General features: G+C 71.2%; 21 protein-coding genes. 12 read left to right on the top strand and 9 right to left on the bottom strand.

Translation table 11 applies throughout. The features are described 5' to 3' along the window. From JWQ91_RS16175 to JWQ91_RS16165, 3 genes are all read right to left on the bottom strand, one after another. Window positions 1-878: IMP dehydrogenase (locus tag JWQ91_RS16175; RefSeq protein WP_297786537.1), on the bottom strand; the 878-nt coding region annotated here is incomplete at its 3' end. 96 nt (window positions 879-974) lie between these two features. Next, window positions 975-2,048 (bottom strand): glycosyltransferase family 4 protein, encoded by a 1,074-nt coding sequence (locus tag JWQ91_RS16170; RefSeq protein WP_297786534.1) that lies wholly within the window; start codon window positions 2,046-2,048, stop codon window positions 975-977. Between the two features lie 8 nt (window positions 2,049-2,056). Continuing rightward, window positions 2,057-2,710: a methyltransferase domain-containing protein gene (locus JWQ91_RS16165; protein WP_297786531.1), complete on the bottom strand. Its 654-nt coding sequence runs from the start codon at window positions 2,708-2,710 to the stop codon at window positions 2,057-2,059. Between the two features lie 144 nt (window positions 2,711-2,854). Here JWQ91_RS16165 and JWQ91_RS16160 point away from each other — a divergent pair, with 144 nt between their 5' ends. The 7 genes from JWQ91_RS16160 (at window position 2,855) to JWQ91_RS16130 (ending at window position 8,609) form a co-directional block, all read left to right on the top strand. Further along, window positions 2,855-3,991: a glycosyltransferase gene (locus tag JWQ91_RS16160; protein ID WP_297786529.1), complete on the top strand. Its 1,137-nt coding sequence runs from the start codon at window positions 2,855-2,857 to the stop codon at window positions 3,989-3,991. Window positions 3,992-4,004: 13 nt separating this feature from the next. Further along, a complete protein-coding gene (locus JWQ91_RS16155; protein WP_297786526.1) occupies window positions 4,005-4,730 on the top strand; it encodes an FkbM family methyltransferase in 726 nt (241 codons plus the stop codon). Between the two features lie 23 nt (window positions 4,731-4,753). Continuing rightward, window positions 4,754-5,338 carry a hypothetical protein gene (locus JWQ91_RS16150; protein ID WP_297786523.1) on the top strand — a complete coding sequence of 195 codons (585 nt, stop codon included), beginning with the start codon at window positions 4,754-4,756 and terminating at the stop codon, window positions 5,336-5,338. After that, window positions 5,335-6,192, top strand: a complete 858-nt coding sequence (locus tag JWQ91_RS16145) for a methyltransferase domain-containing protein (RefSeq protein WP_297786521.1) — start codon at window positions 5,335-5,337, stop codon at window positions 6,190-6,192. The genes JWQ91_RS16150 and JWQ91_RS16145 overlap by 4 nt, the downstream gene beginning before the upstream one ends. A 71-nt stretch (window positions 6,193-6,263) precedes the next feature. Then, window positions 6,264-6,515, top strand: coding sequence for an acyl carrier protein (locus JWQ91_RS16140; protein ID WP_297786518.1), 252 nt, complete (start codon window positions 6,264-6,266; stop codon window positions 6,513-6,515). 7 nt (window positions 6,516-6,522) lie between these two features. Continuing rightward, entirely contained in the window at window positions 6,523-7,878 is a 1,356-nt protein-coding gene (locus tag JWQ91_RS16135) for a fatty acid--CoA ligase family protein (protein WP_297786516.1), read from the top strand. Further along, on the top strand, window positions 7,875-8,609 hold the full coding sequence (locus JWQ91_RS16130) for an SDR family oxidoreductase (RefSeq protein ID WP_297786513.1): 735 nt from the start codon (window positions 7,875-7,877) through the stop codon (window positions 8,607-8,609). Before JWQ91_RS16135 ends, JWQ91_RS16130 begins: the two co-directional genes overlap by 4 nt. Here JWQ91_RS16130 and JWQ91_RS16125 read toward each other — a convergent pair. Further along, the gene (locus JWQ91_RS16125) at window positions 8,599-9,879 is read right to left on the bottom strand and encodes an oligosaccharide flippase family protein (protein ID WP_297786510.1); all 1,281 of its coding nucleotides are present in this window, start codon (window positions 9,877-9,879) and stop codon (window positions 8,599-8,601) included. The two genes, JWQ91_RS16130 and JWQ91_RS16125, sit on opposite strands and share 11 nt — an antisense overlap. 78 nt (window positions 9,880-9,957) lie before the next feature. On the opposite strand from JWQ91_RS16125, the gene JWQ91_RS16120 reads away from it, so the two are divergent. Together JWQ91_RS16120 and JWQ91_RS16115 are read left to right on the top strand one after the other, a co-directional pair. Next, window positions 9,958-10,776, top strand: a complete 819-nt coding sequence (locus JWQ91_RS16120) for an SGNH/GDSL hydrolase family protein (RefSeq protein ID WP_297786507.1) — start codon at window positions 9,958-9,960, stop codon at window positions 10,774-10,776. 30 nt (window positions 10,777-10,806) lie between these two features. Beyond that, window positions 10,807-11,802, top strand: a complete 996-nt coding sequence (locus JWQ91_RS16115) for a class I SAM-dependent methyltransferase (protein ID WP_297786504.1) — start codon at window positions 10,807-10,809, stop codon at window positions 11,800-11,802. 19 nt (window positions 11,803-11,821) lie between these two features. On the opposite strand, the gene JWQ91_RS16110 is transcribed toward JWQ91_RS16115, so the two are convergent. The 3 genes from JWQ91_RS16110 to JWQ91_RS16100 are packed head-to-tail and all read right to left on the bottom strand — an operon-like array spanning window position 11,822 to window position 14,811. Further along, window positions 11,822-13,033, bottom strand: coding sequence for a glycosyltransferase family 61 protein (locus JWQ91_RS16110; protein WP_297786501.1), 1,212 nt, complete (start codon window positions 13,031-13,033; stop codon window positions 11,822-11,824). A 9-nt stretch (window positions 13,034-13,042) separates the two neighbouring features. Continuing rightward, complete coding sequence (locus JWQ91_RS16105) at window positions 13,043-13,843, bottom strand: FkbM family methyltransferase (protein ID WP_297786498.1); 801 nt, start codon at window positions 13,841-13,843, stop codon at window positions 13,043-13,045. Beyond that, window positions 13,840-14,811 carry an NAD-dependent epimerase/dehydratase family protein gene (locus JWQ91_RS16100; RefSeq protein ID WP_297786495.1) on the bottom strand — a complete coding sequence of 324 codons (972 nt, stop codon included), beginning with the start codon at window positions 14,809-14,811 and terminating at the stop codon, window positions 13,840-13,842. Before JWQ91_RS16100 ends, JWQ91_RS16105 begins: the two co-directional genes overlap by 4 nt. Window positions 14,812-14,951: 140 nt before the next feature. Here JWQ91_RS16100 and JWQ91_RS16095 point away from each other — a divergent pair, with 140 nt between their 5' ends. From JWQ91_RS16095 to JWQ91_RS16085, 3 genes are all read left to right on the top strand, one after another. After that, entirely contained in the window at window positions 14,952-16,472 is a 1,521-nt protein-coding gene (locus JWQ91_RS16095) for a polysaccharide biosynthesis tyrosine autokinase (protein WP_366521396.1), read from the top strand. A 16-nt stretch (window positions 16,473-16,488) separates the two neighbouring features. After that, window positions 16,489-17,871 carry an O-antigen ligase family protein gene (locus JWQ91_RS16090; RefSeq protein WP_297786490.1) on the top strand — a complete coding sequence of 461 codons (1,383 nt, stop codon included), beginning with the start codon at window positions 16,489-16,491 and terminating at the stop codon, window positions 17,869-17,871. 109 nt (window positions 17,872-17,980) lie between these two features. Continuing rightward, the gene (locus JWQ91_RS16085; RefSeq protein ID WP_297786487.1) at window positions 17,981-18,796 is read left to right on the top strand and encodes an FkbM family methyltransferase; all 816 of its coding nucleotides are present in this window, start codon (window positions 17,981-17,983) and stop codon (window positions 18,794-18,796) included. Between the two features lie 47 nt (window positions 18,797-18,843). On the opposite strand, the gene JWQ91_RS16080 is transcribed toward JWQ91_RS16085, so the two are convergent. Together JWQ91_RS16080 and JWQ91_RS16075 are read right to left on the bottom strand one after the other, a co-directional pair. Next, window positions 18,844-19,626, bottom strand: a complete 783-nt coding sequence (locus JWQ91_RS16080) for a sugar transferase (RefSeq protein ID WP_297786484.1) — start codon at window positions 19,624-19,626, stop codon at window positions 18,844-18,846. Then, window positions 19,623-20,293: hypothetical protein (locus tag JWQ91_RS16075; RefSeq protein WP_297786481.1), on the bottom strand; the 671-nt coding region annotated here is incomplete at its 5' end. The genes JWQ91_RS16080 and JWQ91_RS16075, both read right to left, overlap by 4 nt.

The raw sequence follows: 20,293 nt of genomic DNA, 5'->3' as shown, positions 1-20,293 counted from the left end.
CGGGTCGTGCACATCGCGCCCGGGCCGACCCCGACCTTGTCGTTGTCGGCGCCCGCGGCGACGAGGTCGCGCACGCCCGCCGCCGACACGACGTTGCCCGCCGCGACGGGCACCCGGGTGCCGGTCGCGGCGGTGTGGGCGTCCCGCGCGGCCACGACCAGCGGCAGGGCCTCGAGCATCTTGTCCTGGTGACCGTGCGCGGTGTCGACGACGAGGACGTCGACGTCCATCGCGAGCAGCGCAGCGGCCTTGCCGGCGACGTCACCGTTGATGCCGACCGCCGCCCCGATCACGAGCCGCCCCGCCGCGTCGACGGCGGGCTCGTAGATCGTGGAGCGGAGCGCCGCCTTGCGGGTCAGGACCCCCGCGAGCAGGCCGCCGTCGACGACGGGAGCGAAGTCGATGTGTCGGACCGACATCTCGTTGAAGCAGTCCCGCGGGTCGGCGCCGGCCTCGAACGTCAGGATGTCGGTCGTCATGACCTCCCGCACCTGGGCGAAACGGTCGATCTCGGCACCGTCCCGCTCGGTGACGATCCCCAGCACCTTGCCGTCCTCGACCACGACCACGGCCCCGTGCGCACGCTTGCCCAGCAGGCTCAGCGCCTCGCCGACCGTCGTGGTGGGGCCCACCGTCACGGGGGTGTCGTAGACCGTGTGGGCGCCCTTGACCCGCGAGACGGTGCGCTCGACGATGTCGAGCGGGATGTCCTGGGGGATGATCGCGATGCCGCCGCGCCGGGCGATCGTCTCGGCCATCCGCCGGCCCGAGATCGCGGTCATGTTGGCGACGACCAGCGGCAGGGTCGCGCCGGTGCCGTCCGCCGTCGACAGGTCGACGTCGAACCGGCTCGTGACGTCGGAGCGCCCCGGCACCATGAAGACGTCGTTGTACGTCAGGTCGTACGAGGGCTGCAGGTCATTGAGGAACTTCACGGATCAACCCTACGGGTGAACGCCGAGGGCGTCCCGGTCTCAGCGACCCTGTCGGACCAGGGCGAGGCGACGCTCGAGCTGCTCGTGGACGTTCTGCGCCCAGCCGGCCGAGCTGGTCCGTCGGCCCAGCGCGCGGCTGACGTCGGACATGTGGGCGAGCCGCTCGGGGCCGACGGTGCTCATGCGCGCCATCGCCCCGGCGAGGGCGTCGGCGTCGTCACTCGGCACGATCCAGCCGTTCTGCCCGTCCTGCACGTAGACGGGTCCGCCCCCGACCAGGTCCGTCGTGACGATCGGCAGGCCGCTGACGGCGCCCTCGTGGATCACGACCCCGAACGGTTCGATGCGGGACGGGACGACCAGCGCCGACGCCGTCCGCATCAGGTCGGCGACCTCGTGCGGCTGGCGGAAACCGAGCAGCTCGACCCCGTCGATGCCCTCGAGCTCGGCGGCCATCTCGCCGAGTCCGAGGACCTGCAGGTCCCACGGATCGTCGACCAGCGTGCGGTAGCGACGGTAGGCCTCGGCGAGGACGTCGGCACCCTTGTGGTGCACGAGCCGCAGGCCGGCCAGGAACCGGCGGCGGGACGTCAGCTCCTCGCCGGTGCGCGCCGGAGACCCGAACAGCGTCGTGTCGGCCGACAGGGACCCGCGGATGACGTCCGCCCCGCCGAAGCCGAGGCGGCGGGCGAAGAACTCGGTCCGGTCGCTCGGCACCATGACGGCGTCGAACAACGGCTTGACCCACACCGGCGCAACGGCTCGTCCGACCCACTGGCGGACGGTGTTGCGCCACAGGTTGTCCATCCAGAGGACCCGCAGGGTGCCGGCGGGCAGGGACTTCATGGCGGCGCGGTACGGCCGGTCGTGCCACGAGTGCATCAGGACCGCGTCGGGACGGAACCGGGCCAGCACGTCGTCGATCTCCCCGGGTGCGGGTTCGCCGTGCCACACGTGCTCGGTGGCGTACTGGGCGAGCGTGTGGGTCGCGTACGCGGTGTCGCGGTCGACCGGCTCGTGGACGACGAGTATCTCGACCCCCCGCCCGGCGAGCAGCCGGCAGGCGGCGTCGTTGTAGCCGGTCCAGCCGACCGTGAGGATCGCGATGCGCATGGGTCGACTCAGCGGGTCGCCTCGACGGCGAGCTGCACGCCGCCCTCGTCGGCCCGTTGGTCGAGGCCCGCCAGCTCGGGGTGGCCGCTGCGCCCGTGCGTCGAGTGCACGATGTCGGTGAACCCGGCCCGGTCGAGCTCGGAGGCGAGCGTGTCGAAGTCGAACAGGTAGCCCGTGTGGTGGCCGAACGACGCGATCGGGATGCGCACCCAGTCGATCGGGTGGTCGACCGTCAGCCCCATCCGCTCGTAGACCTTCGCCCCGGGGTCCCCCTTGGGAGCCGATCCGGCGAGGTACTTGTCGACATGTGCCCTCAGGTCCGGGGTGACGAGGCGGATCACGCCGCCGGGCTGCAGGCAGCGGTAGGCCTCGGCCAGCAGGGTCCGCGTCCCCTCGAGCGAGATGTGCTCGATGACGTTGTCGGAGTAGATGTGGGAGATGCTCGCGTCCGGCACCGGCCACCGCGTCGTGACGTCGAGGTAGTGGCGGGTCACGGCGTTGACGTTGGTCACGAGCCATCCCTCGCGGGCCACCAGACCACCGATCTCGAGCTTGAACGGTCGGGGTGCCGATGCCACGGCACGCTGGGTGCGACGACGGGCGAGGGGAGTGTTCACCGCGAGGACCGGAGGTCGGACGAGGGCACGCACGAGGGAGTTCACGGGAGCACCTTAGCGCCCGGCCGCACCGCGCGGGGGCCATGGGAAAAGGTCGTTTTCGTCCGTGCCCTCGGCGCCTCTCGCTCGTTGGTAGGGTGCCGACGCATCCCGTGTGGGTGACGAAAAATGGAGGGTCCTGGAGCGCGCATGACGAACCCCCGCACCACGACCTTGCTCGTGGAGCCCGACCCCACCGGGCACCACTTCCAGGCGGTGGCCGCCGTGACCCGTGTCGCGAGCGAGTCGGGCCCCGTCGTCCTCCTGACGCTGCGTGGGGCGTCGGCCGAGCCGTCCTACGAGGTCTACCTCGCCGCCGACGTGCGGTCCGGGCGGCTCGTGGTCCACGAGGTCTTCGAGGGCAAGGTGCCGTCGACCGCCGAGATGGCGCGCGTCGCCGCGACGTGGTGCCGGCGGGCCGACGTCCCGGTCGGCACGCTGATGCTGATGGACGGCGACCAGGCGCTCAAGCGTTGGTGGTACGTCGCCCGGCCGCTGCTCCGGGGCCTCGCGCACCGGCCACGGGTCATCTTCATGCTGACCCGCTACCCGGCCCGGCTCGCCCTGACCGACCTGACGGGCTGGCGCCTGCGCGCTCCCAAGGCGGCGCTGGTCGTGGCGGCACGGTTGACCGGCACGTTGCACCGGGCCGTCGGGTTCTCCGGACGCGAGGACACCGCTGCGGGCTGGCTCGTCAAACGGGTCCGGGACCCGCACTACTCGTCGGCGCACTCCCGCGACCGGGCCACGTGGCGCGCCGAGCTCGACCTGCCCGCCGACCGTCACCTGGTGGGCGTCTTCGGCGCACTCGGCGAGCGCAAGAACGCCCCCCTGATCCTCGACGCGATCAAGGCGGCCGGGCTCGACGCCGATCTCGTGCTGGCGGGTGTCTTCCAGCCTGAGGTCCGCGCCTGGGTCGATGACCTGGACGACGCCGACCGGGCCCGGGTCATCGCGCGCGACGGCTTCCTCAGCAACGAGGAGCTCGACCGGTTCGTGGCGGCGGTCGACGTCGTCCCGCTCGCGCTGACCAACAACGGCCCCAGCGGCATCATGGGCAACGCCGAGGCGGCCGGGGTCCCGGTCGTGACGACGGGGTCGACCGTCCGGGCCCGCGAGGTGCGGGCCACCGGAGCCGGGCTGGCCTGCGACTTCACCGCCGAGAGCATCGGCGCCGCGATGCGCCAGGTGCTGCACGGGCCGTTCACGATGCCCGCCGGGATCGCGGGCGGCGAGGTGACGGCCGACGAGTTCGGCCGGGTCCTGCTGGGCGTGGCACCACGATGAAGGAGCGTCGCGCATGAGCGCACGACTGAAGGTCGTCCACACCGTGCTGGAGAGGCTGGGCCGGCGGGGCTTCGAGGTCCGGCGGCACTCCGCGACCCGCCGCCAGGCCGTGCTGACCCGGCACGGCGTGGACCTCGTGCTCGACGTCGGTGCCGCCGACGGCGGCTACGGCACGTCGCTGCGGTCGTTCGGCTACACCGGGGCGATCGTGTCGTTCGAGCCGCAGGCCGCGGCGTTCGCCCGCCTCGGCGAGACGATCGCCGGCGACCCGCGCTGGACCGCCCGGCACCTCGCGCTGGGTGCGGAGGCCGGAGAGGTCGAGATGTTCATCGCCTCCAACAGCACCAGCAGCTCGATCCTGCCGATGCTCGACTCGCACGTTGCGGCGGCGCCGTCGGTCCGCTACGTCGGGACCGAGACCGTGACGGTGTCGCGCCTCGACGACGAGACCGCCCCGCTGCTCGACGCGTACGCGCACCCGTTCCTCAAGATCGACACGCAGGGCTTCGAGCGGGAGGTGCTCGCCGGCGGCTCCGACACCGTCGCGGCGTGCGTCGGCCTGCAGCTCGAGCTGTCGCTCGTCCCGCTGTACGACGGCGGGATGCTGATCGACGAGGCGGTCGGCTGGGCGTACGACCACGGCTTCCAGATGGTGGGCCTCGAGCAGGGCTACGCGGCGCCGACCGGGGAGATCCTGCAGATCGACGGTGTCTTCGTCAGAGACGCCGCGACGGCATGATCGGCCGTAGTAGCGTTCGTCCGGTGTCGACCGCGCCCGCCTCGTCAGCCTCCGACCAGCTCGGGTTCAGCCAGCTGGTGTTCTCCGACCTGGACCGCTACCGACCCGGTGGCAGGCAGAGCTGGCTCCGTGTCCTGCTGCGCGTCCCGAGCATCCCGGGCCTGCTCGCCTCGATCATCCTGCGGGCCCAGCAGTGCCTGTTCCGCGCCGGCCACGTGAGGCTGGCACAGTCGCTGCGCACGCTCGGCAACGTGCTGGTCGGGGCCGACTTCGGCGCCGGGATGCGGGTCGGCCGGGGCTTCATGATGGCCCATCCCGTCGGGGTCACGATCGGCTTCGGCCTCGTGATCGGCGACGACGTGACCTTCGCCGGGGGAGTGACCGCCGCCGCCCGCCACTACGACGCGAAACCGGGCCAGGACCAGGAGTTCGCGACGATCTGCGACGGTGCAGTGATCGGCGCCAACGCGGTCCTGGTCGGCGGGGTGCGCATCGGCCGGCACGCGATGGTCGGCGCCAACTCGGTCGTCCTCAAGGACGTCGCCGACGGCGCCGTCGTCATGGGCTCACCCGCCCGCCAGGTCGGCACCAGGGAGGTCCCCACATGAGTCACGACACCGCCGCCTACGACCCGGCACCGCACTACGACCGCATCACGGCCGCCTGGCAGCTGCTGCTGGGCGACGAGCTGCACTACGGCCTCTTCGCGACCGGCGACGAGCCGTTGGACGTCGCGACCCGCGCCCTGACGACCCGCATGATGGCCGGCGGCCGGCTGGCCGGGTCGAGCCCCGACGGCGCGCCCCTGCGGGTCCTCGACGTGGGCTGCGGGTCGGGGGCACCGGCGTGTGACCTGGCCACCGAGACGGGGGTCGAGGTCGTCGGCATCACGACGAGCGCCGTCGGAGTCGACACGGCCCGGGCCCGTGCCGCCGCGCTCGGCCTGGCCGGCGTGACCTTCGAGCAGCGCGACGGCACCGACAACGGCTTCGGCGACGCCGAGTTCGACCGCGTCTGGGTGCTGGAGTCCTCCCACCTGATGCGGGACAAGGACGCGCTGGTCTCCGAGTGCGCCCGGGTGCTGCGACCCGGGGGCCGGCTCGTCCTGTGCGACCTCGTCCGCTGGCGGGAGATCCCGTTCAGCGAGGTCCGCGAGCGGCGGGTCGACTTCGCGGTCCTGCGCGAGGCGTTCGGCGACGCCCACTTCCGGTCGCTGGATGACTACGCCGCCCTGGCCGCGGCCCACGGGCTCGTCGTCGACCGCAGCGACGACCTGACCGCCGCGACCCTGCCGACGTTCGACCGGTGGCGCGCCAACGCCGCGACCCACCGCGACGAGGTGGTCGGGCTGATCGGCGTCGAGGGGCACGAGGCCTTCGTGCGCTCGTGCGACATCCTCGAGGCGTTCTGGCGCGACGGCACGTTCGGCTACGGGCTCATCTCGGCGACCAAGCCGTCGTGACACCTGGCCCCCCGCGTCGTTGATCAAGCGGTGGGCCAGCCCACCCCGATCCCAAGGAGACACAGCGCCCCATGAGCACCTCGCCCGCAGCAGTCCAGCAGACCGTGGTCGACTTCCTCACCCTGACGGCGAAGATGCGCGACGACTTCACCCCCGACATGCCGCTGTACGCCGGCGGGGTGGGGCTCGACTCCCTGGAGACCGCCGAGCTGTCCGCGACCCTCGAGGACGAGCACGGCAGCGACCCGTACTCGACCGGCGAGATGCCGCAGACGCTCAACGAGATCCTCGCGTTCTACGCCGTGGCTCCCGCCGAGGCCTGAGCGCGCCTTGTTCGAGCTCCTGCACCGGGTCGCCCAGGAGGAGCCCGGGCGTGTCGCGGTCCTGACCCACACCGACTCGCGGACGTACGCCGACCTGGTCGCGGACGCCCGTCGCGTCGCGGCGGCGCTGCGGCGAGAGGGCACCACCCGGTTCGCCGTCGTCGACCACGAGGCGTCCGTCGTCGTGCCGCTCGTCGCCGGTGCCGCGCTGGCCGGGGTCGAGGTCTGCCAGTACCCACCGGTCGACCCGGCCGAGGTCGCCGACCTGCTCGCCCGGTTCGACCACGACGTGCTGGTGACCGACCGCACGGACCTCGCCGGCCTCGGGGCGCGGGTCCTGCCGTCGTCGGCGCTCATCGGGGGCCCGGACGACGAGGCGCCGGACGCGCCCGTGTCCCGGCCGCACCTGGTCCTCACGACCGGCACGACCGGCGCCCCCCGCGGCGTCCGGCACGACTGGAGCCGCCTCCTGCGCAGCGCCGACCGGGTCAAGCCGGCCGCGGGGGAGCGGTGGCTGCTGGCGTACGGGCTGCACCAGTTCGCCGGGCTGCAGATCCTGCTGCACGTGCTCGCCGCGGGCGCGACCCTCGTGGCCCCGGCCCCGCGCCGTCCCCGGGAGGGCCTCGCCGCGATGCGCGCGCTCGGCGTGACCCACGCGAGCGCCACCCCGACCTACTGGCGGTTCCTCCTCGCCGAGATGCGCTCCGATGGCGCAGAGGTGCCCCTGCTGCGCCAGGTCACGCTGGGCGGCGAGGCGATCCCCGGACCGCTGCTCGGCGACCTGCAGCGGGCCTTTCCCGACGCTGCGATCTCGCAGGTCTACGCCGCCTCCGAGTTCGGCTCGACCGGATCGGTGCGCGACGCCCGGCCTGGGCTCTCGACCGCGGTCCTGGACCGCGGCGACGACGCCGACGTCGACATGCGGATCGTCGACGGCGAGCTGTGGATCCGCTCCCGCACCGGCATGCTCGGCTACCACGGTGAGCCCGAGGTCGACGCCGACGGCTGGCGCGCGACCGGCGACCGGGTCGAGGTCGAGGGCGACCGCATCCTGTTCCGCGGCCGGACCTCCGAGATCATCAACGTCGGCGGCGTCAAGGTGCACCCGCTCCCGATCGAGGAACGCGTGTCGGCGATCCCCGGGGTCGACATGGCCCGGGTGTTCGGCCGCCCCAACGCCATGACCGGCGCGATCGTCGCGCTGGAGGTCGTGGCCGCGCCCGGCGCCGACCCGGCCGGGCTCAAGGCCGCGATCCGCGCCGCGTGCGCCGACCTCGCCCCCGCCGCCCAACCCCGCAGCATCCGCTTCGTCGACGACATCGTCACGGCGGGCAGCAAGATCGTCAGGAGAGACATCCAGTGAGCAGTGAACCGCGCGTCGTCATCGTCACCGGCGGGAGCCGGGGCCTCGGGGCCGGCATCGTCGAGTCCTATCTCGGCTCCGGCGACCGGGTCGCGGCCTGCGCCCGCTCGGTCACGCCCGAGGTCGAGGCGTGGCGGCGGAGCCACCCCGACCACTTCCTGTTCGCGACCGCCGACCTGTCGAGCTCGGCGGACGCCAAGGCGTTCGTCGACGAGGTCGTCGCCCGCTGGGACCACGTCGACGTCCTGATCAACAACGCCGGGGTCGCGCGGGACGGGATCCTGGCGATGGCGTCCGACGAGGACATCGACGTCGTCGTCGACCTCAACATCAAGGGCACCCTCTACATGTCGCGGCTGGTCAGCCGGCGCATGCTGGCCCGACGGTCCGGGTCGATCGTCAACATCTCCTCGATCGTCGGCCGGTCGGGCTACCGCGGCCTCGGCGTCTACAGCGCGACGAAGGCCGCGCTCGACGGGCTCACCCGGTCGATGTCACGTGAGCTGGGCTCGCGGGGCATCACGGTCAACGGCATCGCGCCGGGCTACCTCAAGACCGAGATGAGCCACGGCCTCGACGAGGCCCAGATGGGGCAGATCGTCCGGCGGACACCGGCCGGCCGGCTGGGCGACCCCGACGACATCGCCCGGGTGTGCCAGTTCCTGACCGATCCGCGCAACGACTACCTGACCGGTCAGGTCATCGTGGTGGACGGCGGACTCACGAGCTGACGCCGACGGCGGCCCGTGGTCCGCGGCGGATCACGGCGCCCAGGCCCAGGCAGCTCAGCAGCCCGGCGACGACGAGGCTGACGCCGACGCCCACGAGGCTGTCCTGCTGGGCCGCGGCGACGATGCCGACCAGCAGGACCGGCAGCACGGCGAGCTCGATCCACGAGGCGATCCCGCCCCGCCCCTGACCCTGCAGGACCGCGATCAGGACGCTGCGCAGCGCCAGCAGGCCGTCGGCGACGATCAGCCAGCGGGCGCACGCCACCGCGCCGACGAACTCGTCACCGAACGCCAGGCGGATGACGGGCTCCACGACGACCTCGAGGCCGCCGACGATGACGACGACGAGCCCGATCGTGATCCCGACCCACCGCCGGACGACGGCGCGCTGGGCGCCCGGATCGGCGTGGTGCATCGCGACCCGGGGCAGGACGATGACCCGCACGGCGTTGCTGACCAGCCGGCACAGGTTGGACACCGCGAGCGCCGTCGCGAACAGGCCGAGGGAGACCGTGCCGAGCAGCCCGCCGACGAGGATCCGGTCGAGCCCCAGCCCGTCGAGCGGCCGGACGCTGCTGACGTAGTTGCGCCGGGCCTCCGACCACACCGCGGCCTCCGGGATCTCCTCCCCACCACCCCGGGCCGGCAACAGCTGGGCCCAGGACAAGGCGACACCGAGCAGTCCCGTCGCGACGTACGCGACCAGGACGTCGTACGCGCTCCAGCTCCAGCCGGCGACCGCGACGGCGACCAGGACGACCGTGAACGCGCCCTGCGGGACCAGCGCGACCCACGCCATCCGGACGAAGCGCCCCTCACCCTGCAGGCAGCCCGCGAGGACTTGGAACACCAGGGTCTGGAACGTCATGACGAAGACGATGACGGCGGTCGCCAGCACCTCACCGCCGTCGGCGTCCTGCAGGACCGGCACCAACGCCGACGCGACGGCGCAGGGCACCAGGACGAGCCACGCCCGGCGGCGGGCAGTGCCCGCGAGAGCGTCCCGGGCGGCGACCTGCCGCTCGGCCACGAGCTTGGTCAGCGCGGCGGGGAGACTCCCACCGAGGGTCAGCTGGGAGGCGAACATGCTGACGGCGACGACGAGCGCGACCAGGCCGCGGCCCTCGACGCCGAGCAGTCGGGCCATGACGATGCCGGTCACGAGGGTCAGGAGCTGCAGACCGAAGGTCGCGCACACGATCAGGACGAACGCGAACCGGTCGCGCATCTGCGGACGGACGGCGCTGGCCTCGCTGAGCTCCTCCGACACCCGTAGAGCATACTGTCCCCGATCGCCCGCCCACGGCAGAAAGCTGCCGCGATGACGCCGAGCCTCGGGAGCCCGTGAATGCCGACACCCCTACCGCTCCCGCTCCGTGTCCTCGTCAAGGGCGCGTCGACCGTCAACTGGGTCTCGTGGATGGGTGGTCCACGGGAGGACTTCATCTTCCCGCGGGTGATCCAGGAGCAGCTCCTCGCAGGGGGCAGGCCCACCGAGGTCCAGACCATCACCATGACGTCCGAGCGGACCTCGTCGATCCTGGGCACCTGGCAGGCGGAGGTCCTGGGCTACTCGCCCGACGTCATCGTGCTGGTCTACGGACACTACGAGACGATCCACCTGTTCATCCCCCGCTGGCTCGAGGTGCACGCCAACAGCCTGCGGTGGGCCCCCCGGCGGATCGGGTCGGCCTATCGCCGGCTCGTCCTCCGGCCGGCCTGGAAGGCACTCGCGCGGGCGCAGGCCAAGGTCGACTCGATCCTGCCGCCCACCCTGCGACGGGGCCGCCCCCGCCAGGTCGCGGCGGACCTCGAGCGCTACATCTCCCACGTGCAGGGCGTCGGCAGCCCCCTCGTGCTCGTGTTCGAGCTGCTGCCTCCCGGCAGCCGCTACCGGACCTGGTTCCCAGGCATGGCGCGGCGCATCGAGGTCATGAACGACACCCTGCGGACGATGGTCGAGGGCATCGGCCGGGACGACGTCCGGTGGTTCCCGGTCACCCCCCTGGTCGACGAGCACGTCGCCGGCGACATCGACCGGGCCATCCCGGACGGGTTCCACTACTCGCCCCAGATGCACCGGCACATCGGCACGGCGCTGGCCCGGGAGATCGACGCCTGGGCCGCGACACAGAATCATCTGACGAGGGCCCGAGAAGCGCTCTGAGGGCGGCCCGAATTCCGTACTATCGTCCCCATGCCCACTCCCACTCCGCAGTCAGCCAAGCAGCGGGCCGCCCGGTTCCTGCCGGGTCCCGTCGTCGAGTCGCTCGACCAGGTCGTGTTCGGCTTCCGCAGGCTGCGCATCCGGACCGCCCAGCGCTTCTTCGGCCTGCTCGGCTTCAACATCGTCAAGAAGGACGACTACTACTCGACGCTGCCGGTGCTCGCGGAGATCGAGCAGACCCGGGCCCGGTGGGACCGTCCCAGCGAGCTCGTCGGCATCGACATCGACGTCCCGACCATGATCGCGACCCTCGAGGGGCTCACCGAGCGGTGGGAGGAGGAGTACGCCGCGGTGACCGGCGACTACCTCACCAACACGACCCGCGGCTTCGGTCCCGGCTACCCGCAGCTCGACGCCCGGACGCTCTACTACACGCTGCGCGAGCACAAGCCGGCCCGCTACCTCGAGATCGGCTCGGGGCTGTCGACGTACTACGCGTCACTCGCAGCCGAGCGCAACGCCGCTGACGGGTCACCCCTGCAGATCACCTGCATCGAGCCGTACCCGTTCGACGCCCTGCGCACGATCGACAACTTCGAGCTCGTCGAGGGCTTCGTGCAGGACGTCCCGCTGGCGACGTTCGAGGCGCTCGAGGACGGGGACGTCCTGTTCATCGACTCGTCCCACGCGCTCAAGATCGACAGCGACGTGGCGTTCCTCTTCCTCGAGGTGCTCCCGCGGCTCAAGCCCGGCGTCATCGTGCACATCCACGACGTGCACTTCCCGTTCAACGGGCCGTTCCCGGCCGACACGTGGCTCTTCGGGGAGCGGTGGCCGGTGTACTGGAACGAGGCGATGGTCGTCCAGATCTTCCTGGCGCACAATGCGGCGTACCGCGTCCTGCTGTCGACCCCGATGATCCGCCACGAGGACGAGGGCGTCCTCAAGAGCCTGTTCGGCGACTACACGCCGCTGGCGTCCGACGCCAACCCGTCCTCGTCCCTCTGGCTGCGCCGCGTGCCCTGACGCGCCGGCCCCCCGGCCGCTACACGGCAAGCAGCTCCTCGACCGCTGAGAGCACGGCGTGCGGGCAGAGCTTGATGTCGTCCTGCACCCCCAGCATGCGCTCCTGCGGCCGGTCGGGCACGACACGGTCCGCCACGAGGTAGCGGTACACCGAGTCCTCGATGTTGTCGGTGATGGCCCAGAAGCCGGGGTTGAGGTAGCGCGGCGAGAACAGCTCGAGCACGCGGACGCCGGCCGGCGCGAAATTGAGGTTCACGAGACCTGCGCCGTGCGGTGCCACGACGACCTCCGCTGCGGCGAAGTGATCGATCTGCTCCTGCACCGTGACGGCTCCCGGGTCGAAGCGAACGAAGCCCAGCGGCTCGAGCAACGCCAACAGCTCTGCTTCGCGAACCAAGCGGCGGGTGTTCCGCGCACGGCCACGGGTGACGTACAGACGCTTCGGGCGCTCCCGGACCCGCTGCGCGGGAAGCGTGTCGCGCAACCACTGCGTGATCCAGGGGGGCGCGAGGGTCTGCTGGTTGTTGAGACACGGCACGAGGAGACGCTCCGCCCGGATGCTCAGATGCTTGGTGGGCTCGATCAGCTCGAAGTCGTCCAACCCGGTCATGGCCAGCAGCTGCCTGTCCCACGCGGTGCGGTGGCTGACGACGATCGCGCCGGGCCGCGTCCCGGGCATGGTCTCCTGCAGCACACCCCAGCGAGGCAGGGTGTCCATGATCGAGTGGTAGTAGTTGCGGCCCGAGGCCGGCGACGCCAACGAGAGGACGACTCCGTCCACACGCGTCGCCTCCGGCAGGCGAGGTCTCAGGTAGAGGGGATGCTCGCGCCAGCTGCGGGTGCCGAAGTAGGGGCTTGTCTGGGCGTCCAGGCTCCCCCCCGGCGTGATCGTCGCGGCGTAGTCGCCCACCAGCCGGCCGTCCTGCACGTCGAGCACGTACCGCGGGAGCACCTCCACCTCCCGCACCTCGCGCCAGAACCTCAGGCCGGACGGCGTGCCGACCGGGGCGTCGCGGGTCAGCTGTCGGGCGGTGCCGACCTGGTGGACCCGGACGGCATCCGGTTCGTTCGCGGCAGACTCGAGCGACGTCGCCGACGCCGTGACCGGAACCGCGCGTTCACCCCCCGTGCCGGCGGCGCGGGTGAGGCGTCCGACGGTGCGGCTGGCCAGCCGGTGGGCGAGCTTGACGGCGGGCCACAGGGGTTGGAGGGAGGGCGGGAGGCGGGTCATCTGCTGCGCTCAGCTCGATGGCGGGCTGGCGCGCGAGAACCAGGCGTTCCCGAGTCCGGGCCGGTCGGCCGGCTCGCGGCGAACCAGATCGAGCCCGACATCGGCCAGGAAACGGATCAGCTCCTCCACCGTGTGGCCGGCGACCGGGTGGTACTCCATCACCACGCGTTGGACCGTGGACCAATGGGCAGGATCGCTGGCCAGGATGATCCCGTACTCGGCGCCCTCGGCATCACTCTTCACGAGGTCCACGACGCCGTCGGCCGCGGCCAGGATGTCGCCGAAGGTGACGCACGGCACCGACACGACGGACCCGGAGCCCGCTGGGGCGGTCAGACCGTTGTGCGCGCTCGCCTGGCCGTTGTCGACGATCTCGAGATCGCCGTGGTGGTCCGACACGGCGCAACGGTGGACGGACACACGCTCCTGCAGGTGGTTGGCCGCAACATTGCGCTCGAGCCAGGTCGCGGTCGAGGGCGACGCCTCGTAGGCATGCACGGTCGCACCGGGAGCCGCGGCGCACACTGCGGTCGTGAAGCTGCCGATGTGAGCTCCGATGTCGACGGCCACGAAGTTCCGGCGCAGCCCTTGGAGGAGCTCTCCCATCCGGTACACGTCGTCGGCGTGCAGCTCGTAGACCGGAAATCTCGCGCCGTCGACACCGGGGGTGTGGATCGTCAGACCGCTCTTGGTGTGAAACGTCAGCTCGCGCCGCCGCAGGGTGTTCCACAGGAGGTGGGACCCGTTGTCGAAATGAGTGTACGACTGACGGATCCTGCGAGCGGTGTAGGCGATCGCGCGAGAGGTCATCGGGGGGCTCGGGAGGACAGCTGGTCGTAGATCCAGGCGTACGTCCTCTCGAGGCCGTCCCGCAGGGAGATCGAGGGCTCCCAGCCGTAGGTCTCGTGGAACATCGTGTTGTCGCTGTTGCGGCCCCGGACGCCCTGCGGTGCCGTGAGGTCGTGGTTCTTCGTGACGGTGATGCCGGCGATGTCCTCGAGGATCCCGATCATCTGGTTGATCGTGACGAGCTCGGACGAGCCGAGGTTGACCGGCTCGACGTTGTCACCGGCGAGGATCGTCTGGGTCCCCTTGACACAGTCGTCGATGTACATGAAGGAGCGGCTCTGCTCGCCGTCCCCCCACACGTCGATCGTGTGGTCGCCGGTGAGCTTGGCCTGGGCGATCTTGCGTGACAGCGCGGCGGGGGCCTTCTCGCGGCCGCCCTCGAACGTTCCTTCGGGGCCGTAGACGTTGTGGTAGCGCGCGATGCGGGTCTTGAGGCCGAAGTCCTCCCGGAAATGGCGAGCCATGCGCTCGCTGAACAGCTTCTCCCAGCCGTAGCCGTCCTCGGGATCGGCCGGGTAGGCGTCCGACTCCTTGAGGGCCGTGACGTCGGGATCGGTCTGCTTGTCACCGGCGTAGACGCAGGCCGAGCTGCTGTAGAAGAAGTTCTCGGTCCCGGAGTCCTTCGCGGCGACCAGCATGTTGGTGCTCGTGAGCACCGACAGCATGCACTCGGCCTTGTTGTTCTCGATGAAGCCCATGCCGCCCATGTCGGCCGCGAGGTTGTAGATCGTCTCGGTGCCGATCGCCATCTTGTGGGCGTCGACCGGGTCGGCGCAGTCCGCGACCACGTTGTCGACGCCGTCGTGCACCTGGTACCACTCCTCGAGCGGCTTGACGTCGACCGAGCGGACGTTCTTGCCCTGCTTCACCAGGTCGGCCACGAGGTGTCCGCCGATGAATCCGCCGCCACCAGTCACGAGTACGGTCATGTCCCTTGCCTCTTCTCACGAGTACGTTCGCGAAGTCCCTCGTGGGACATGCCGACGGGTCCCTGGCTGCAGGGTGACTTCACGTAACACAACGGGGCACTCACGCGTTGGTTACGCGTGAGGGCATCGCCGGGAACGGCGTGCCGTTCGCCGCACGGGTCGGGCACACGCTCGCATACACTCCGTCTGACACCCAGCAGCATCGTCTGCACCTTCCTGAAGGGGACCACGTGGACCTGCGTCAATTCCTTGGCATCCTGCGCGTTCGCGTGAAGTTCATCCTCTCGGCCTTCATCCTCGGTGCCATCGCCACGGTCCTGCTCGTCCTGAGCATGCCGCCCGTCTACGGGTCCAGCACGAAGCTCTTCATCACGACCCCCGTCGGCCAGCAGGCGACGGACACGACGGCCGCGTACTTCGCCGCACAGCGCCTCGCGTCGTACGCCGACCTGGCCCGCGAGCCCTCGCTCCTGCAGGACGTCATCGACAAGCTCAACCTCGCCGACACGACCCGCGACGAGCTGGCCGACATGGTCACCGCCCAGGTCATCACCGCGACGCAGACCCTGCAGATCGATGTCAAGGCCTCGACTCCCACGCTGGCGCAGGACATCGCCGAGGCCGAGGCGCAGGGCCTGGTCAGCCTCGTCGCGAGGCTCGAGAAGCCGTCGACCGGCGAGGGCGTCCCGGCGTTCGTCGCGCGCGTCGTCGGCCCGGCGAGCATCAGCCAGTCGCCGGTCTCGCCCAACGTGCCGCTCAACATCGTGGTCGGCCTGATGCTGAGCCTGTTCATCGGCATCGCCGGGGCCGTCCTGCGGGACCTGCTGGACCGGACCGTCAAGACCCGCCAGGACGCCGAGGAGATCACGGACACCGCGGTCCTCGCGACGCTCCCGTTCGACCGGCAGGTCAAGAAGCAGGCACTCAGCAACGAGGGCCATGGCGCGCTCGCCGAGGCGTTCCGCGTGCTGCGCACCAACCTGCAGTTCGCCAACCTGGACTCCAAGGTCGAGCTGCTGCTGGTCTCGAGCGCCGTGCCGGACGAGGGCAAGACGCTCGTCGCGACCAACCTGGCGATGTCGATGGCGCAGTCGGGCCGCAGCGTGCTGCTGGTCGACGCCGACATGCGCAACCCCAACGTCGCCGAGCTGCTGGGCCTGGAGAACTCGGTCGGACTCATGACGGTGCTGATCGGCCGGACGTCGCTCGACGAGGCGATCCAGTCCCACGTCAGCGGCATCAGCTTCCTCGGCACCGGGCCGCGCCCGCCCAACCCGGCCGAGGTGCTCGACACGCAGGCCATGAAGGATCTGCTCGCCGGCGCGCGGGGCCTGTACGACGTCGTGATCATCGACGCCCCGCCGATGCTGCCGGTCGCGGACGCCTCGATCCTGATGCGCGAGGTCGACGGCGCCCTCCTGCTGATCCGCTACGGCTCGACGACCCGTGAGCAGCTGCGGCTCGCGGTCGCCCGCATCGAGACGGTCGGCGGGCGCCTGTTCGGCACGATCCTCAACCGGACGCCGCGGCGCACGGGCGATGGCTACGGCTACGGCTATGGCTACGGCTACGGCTACGGCGAGCCCGTGGAGCCGGCTCGCAAGAGCTTGTTCGCCCGGGCCGAGAAGCGACCGGTCCCGAGCCGTCGATCCGTCGGCTAGGCACGACGTGGCGGTCATGGCCCGACGGGTCCGGGCAGGGGCGCGGTCCTCGACGTCAGAGGTGCGGCGTCGTCTGGCGCGGGTCGTCGACGGTGCGACGCCGGCGCTGCTCGTCGTGGTCCTGCTGGCCCTGCTGATCCCGGTCGCGACGGGGTCGGTGATCGGTGCCGCTGCCGCGCTGGGTCTTGCGGTGCTGCTCGTCGTCCTGGTGACGGTCGGCATCGAGCTGACCGCGACCGCCCTGCTGCTGGTCGCGATGACCATGGCGCCGATGAACGACGTCAAGCCCGTCGCAGCGATCAGCTTCGTGACGATGTCGGACGTGTTCTTCTTCCTCGGCGTGGGGCTGCTCCTCCCGATCCTCATGACGAGGGGGTTCCACCGCCAGGCCCCGTTCCTGATCGGCGTGGCCGGTGTCTTCGTCGTCGGGCTGGTCAGCTCCGCCGTCAGCACCGACCCGGCCGCGAGCCTCAACGGGTTGGTGCGCCTCGCGGTCGGAGCGCTGCTGCTGCCCATCGTGTTCATGCTGTGGCGTCCGGGACGGCGGGTCCTCGTGGCCTTCGCGGGAGCGTACGTCCTGGGCACCGCGATCAGCGTCGCGAAGGGGCGCATCAGCGGCGTCACCTCGACCGACGGCCGCTACGCGGGGCTCACCGAGCACCCCAACATCCTGGGGGTCACCTGCATGTTGGCGGTGACGTTGGTCCCGTTCCTGCTCGTCGGGACACCGCGCTCGTACCGTTGGGTCGTGCTGGGTGCCGGTGCCGTCTGCGGCTACGGCGTGTGGATCAGCGGCAGTCGGGCGGCGTTGGTGGGGACGGCTGCCGTGGCGGTGCTCTATCTCGTGCTGTCACGAAGGATCGAGCACGCCGTCGTCTTCTTCGGGATCAGCATCATCCCGGTGTATGTCGTCGGCAGGACGTTCGCGTCCGGTGTGGTGGACGGCAGTCCCCTGGGCCGGTTGCGAGGGGGTGGCTCGGCCTCCATGTCGGATCTGGAACGACAGGACCTCGCCCGGGTCGCCATCGGGAAGTTCTTCTCCCATCCCATCATCGGCACGGGTTTCGGTGACGCGTCCCTGGCGCACAACATCTACCTCCAGATCGCCGCCGCCGGCGGGGTCGTGGGGCTCGCCTTCTACCTCCTGATCCTGCTGTCGACCGTCCGCCAGCCGCTCGTGCTCGGGTCGCCGGCTCACCTCCTCGCCCTCCCGGCGATGGCCTATGTGCTGATCGGGCCGCTGACGCCGTTGCTGTGGGACCGCTACGTCTGGTGCGTCCTGGCCCTGCCGTTCCTCATGTCCGGGCAGGCCAGGGAAGGACGAGCCGCACCGGAGCGGGATGACGGCCCTGCGGCGGTGCCGCCCCGGCGTCTGACGGGACGTGCGCTGAGGCGATGACTGCATCGATGTCGCCTCGAGACAGTGGGTCTTGTCGTAGGCTGTCTGCGCGGATCACCTGGGAGGACCAGCGGGCTCCGGCATCCCTCGCTGATCGAAAGGCAACACGATGACGCGCAGCATCACCGGGGCGACCCGGCGCGTACGCCAGACCGTAGGACACTTCGACAACGGCGCTCGCTTGCTGGTCGACCTGGCCCGCCAAGGTGTCACGGGTCGGCCGAAGGAGATCACCTTTCGCATGCGGGACGGATCCGGGATGACGGTCCCCAACCGGCCTGGGGCCCGGGTGCCGATCTACGAGATCTTCGTGGAGGACGAGTACCGGCTGGGTTGGTTCACCGACGACCTCGGTACGTCGCCGGTGGCCCTCGACGTCGGCGCCCACGTCGGTTGCTTCTCCGTGGCGTTCGCCAAGCGCCACCCCGAGGCACGGGTCGACTCCTACGAGGCGTCTCCGTCCACTGCGGCCTACCTGATGCGCAACATCATGGACAACGACCTGCAGGACCGGGTGCACGGCAACAACTTCGCCGTGCAGGCCGTCGCCGGTCAGCTGACGTTGGCCGACAACGGTGCCGGAAGTGGCCACAACGGCGTCCTGCACCTGACCGCCGAGACCCGCAGCGTCACGGTGCCCAGCATCGCCATGGCGGACGCCCTGACGGTCAGCGGCCGGACCGCGGACCTGGTCAAGATGGACACCGAGGGTGGCGAGTACGACATGGTCCTCGGGTCTCGGCCCGAGGACTGGGCCGGTGTCCGCCGGGTCGTCCTGGAGTACCACGACCTGCCGGGTCACTCATGGGAAGAGCTGGAGACGTTCTTCACGGCTGCCGGTCTCACGCTGGTCCACCGGGAGAAGTATGCGCCGCGCCTCGGCATGGCCTGGCTGTCCCGGGACGAGCTCGCGCCGCCGACCTGATCGGGCGTGGAGGACCCTGTTGTCGCCCCCAGCCCCCAGCCTGAGGCTCAGGCCTCGACGGCCGGGCGCTCGACGCCGGGGAAGACCTGCTGCCCCAGCCCGCCGGCGACCTGGGGCGCCGGTGCCGGGGTGAGGATCGTCAGGTCCGTCGGCGGCGCCTGGACGATCGAGCCGGTGGTGTGCCGGTCGATCAGGGCCAGCACGCCCTGGTAGCTCAGGCTGGGCCGCAGGTGCAGCACGATCAGCACCGTCATGACGATGATCTTGATGTCCAGCAGCACGGAGTACGACCGCAGGCAGCCGCGGCTGTAGGCGCCCTCGAGATCGAGCCGTTCCCGGTCGGAGAGCGCCTGGCGGCCCACGAGCTGGGCCGGGCCGGTCAGCCCGGCCGGGGTCAGGAAGCGGTCGCCGGCGTTGCCGTGCTCCTCCGCGAGGCAGTCCATGACGTTCTGGGGGAGGGGGCGGTTGCCGACCATGCTCATCTCGCCGCGCAGGATGTGCACGAACTGGGGCAGCTCCGTGACGCCGAAGCGCTCGAGGAGGCGACCGGGCCGCGTGTAGAGCGGGGAGTCCGGCGGGATGTTGAGGAAGCGCACGTTGTCCTCACACGGGACGGTGTCGCGGTTGACGAGCTCGGCGGCGTTGCGGACCATCGTGCGGAACTTGACGATCCGGATCGGCTCGCCCGTCGCGACCTTGCGCATCGAGGCGTAGAAGATGGGCCGGCCCGACATCAGCAGCACCAGCAGGGCGCCGAGCAGGACCGTCGGGATCCACACGACCCCGCCGGCGAGGCACAGGGCAAGGTCGAAGAACCGTTTGCTCCTCATGGGGTGATCTCCTCACTGGTGGTGCGCGGGTCGCGCAGCGGCGCGACCGCTGCCGACGGGACCCCGGCGGAGCCGGTGACCGAGCCGAGCGCGATGGTGATCCCCCGGACCAGGAGCCACAGCCGCGCGTCGAGGCCGACGACCCGGGAGCGCGGCGCCGCGGCGGCCGCCTCCTCGACGCGTCGGGCCAGGCGGGTGTAGCGGGTGTAGAGCCGGTGCCACGGGCGGGTCACGGACACGTCCGCGACGAGCCGCCCGGGATACAGCACCGCGACCTCGGCGCGATGGCGGTGGGCCAGCTCGCGCACGGCGCGCTCGACGACGTTCTTCCAGCCGCCGTAGTAGCGACGATCCGGTCCGGGGGCCAGCGCGATGACGGTCGAGACCAGCACGACCGTGGCGGTGGGCGCGGCCGCGAGGAGGCGGTCGACGATCGCGAGGTCCCGCTCGACGGCCGACGTGTCGGCGGCGGGATCGACCGGCGTGCCGGGATCGGTCGGGTGGACCGGGCCGAGCGCGCACACCAGGACGCGTACGCGGCGACCGTGCGGCTCGACGTGGTCGGAGGCCAGGACGATCTCGGCCCCCGAGCCGGCCAGGGCGGCCGCGTCCTCCGCGTGCCGCGCGACGGCGACGACGGCCTCGCCGCGCTCGACCGCCGCCGAGA

Source organism: Aeromicrobium sp. (assembly GCF_025965075.1).
Lineage (GTDB): Bacteria > Actinomycetota > Actinomycetes > Propionibacteriales > Nocardioidaceae > Aeromicrobium.
This window is presented reverse-complemented; position numbering and strand designations above follow the sequence as displayed.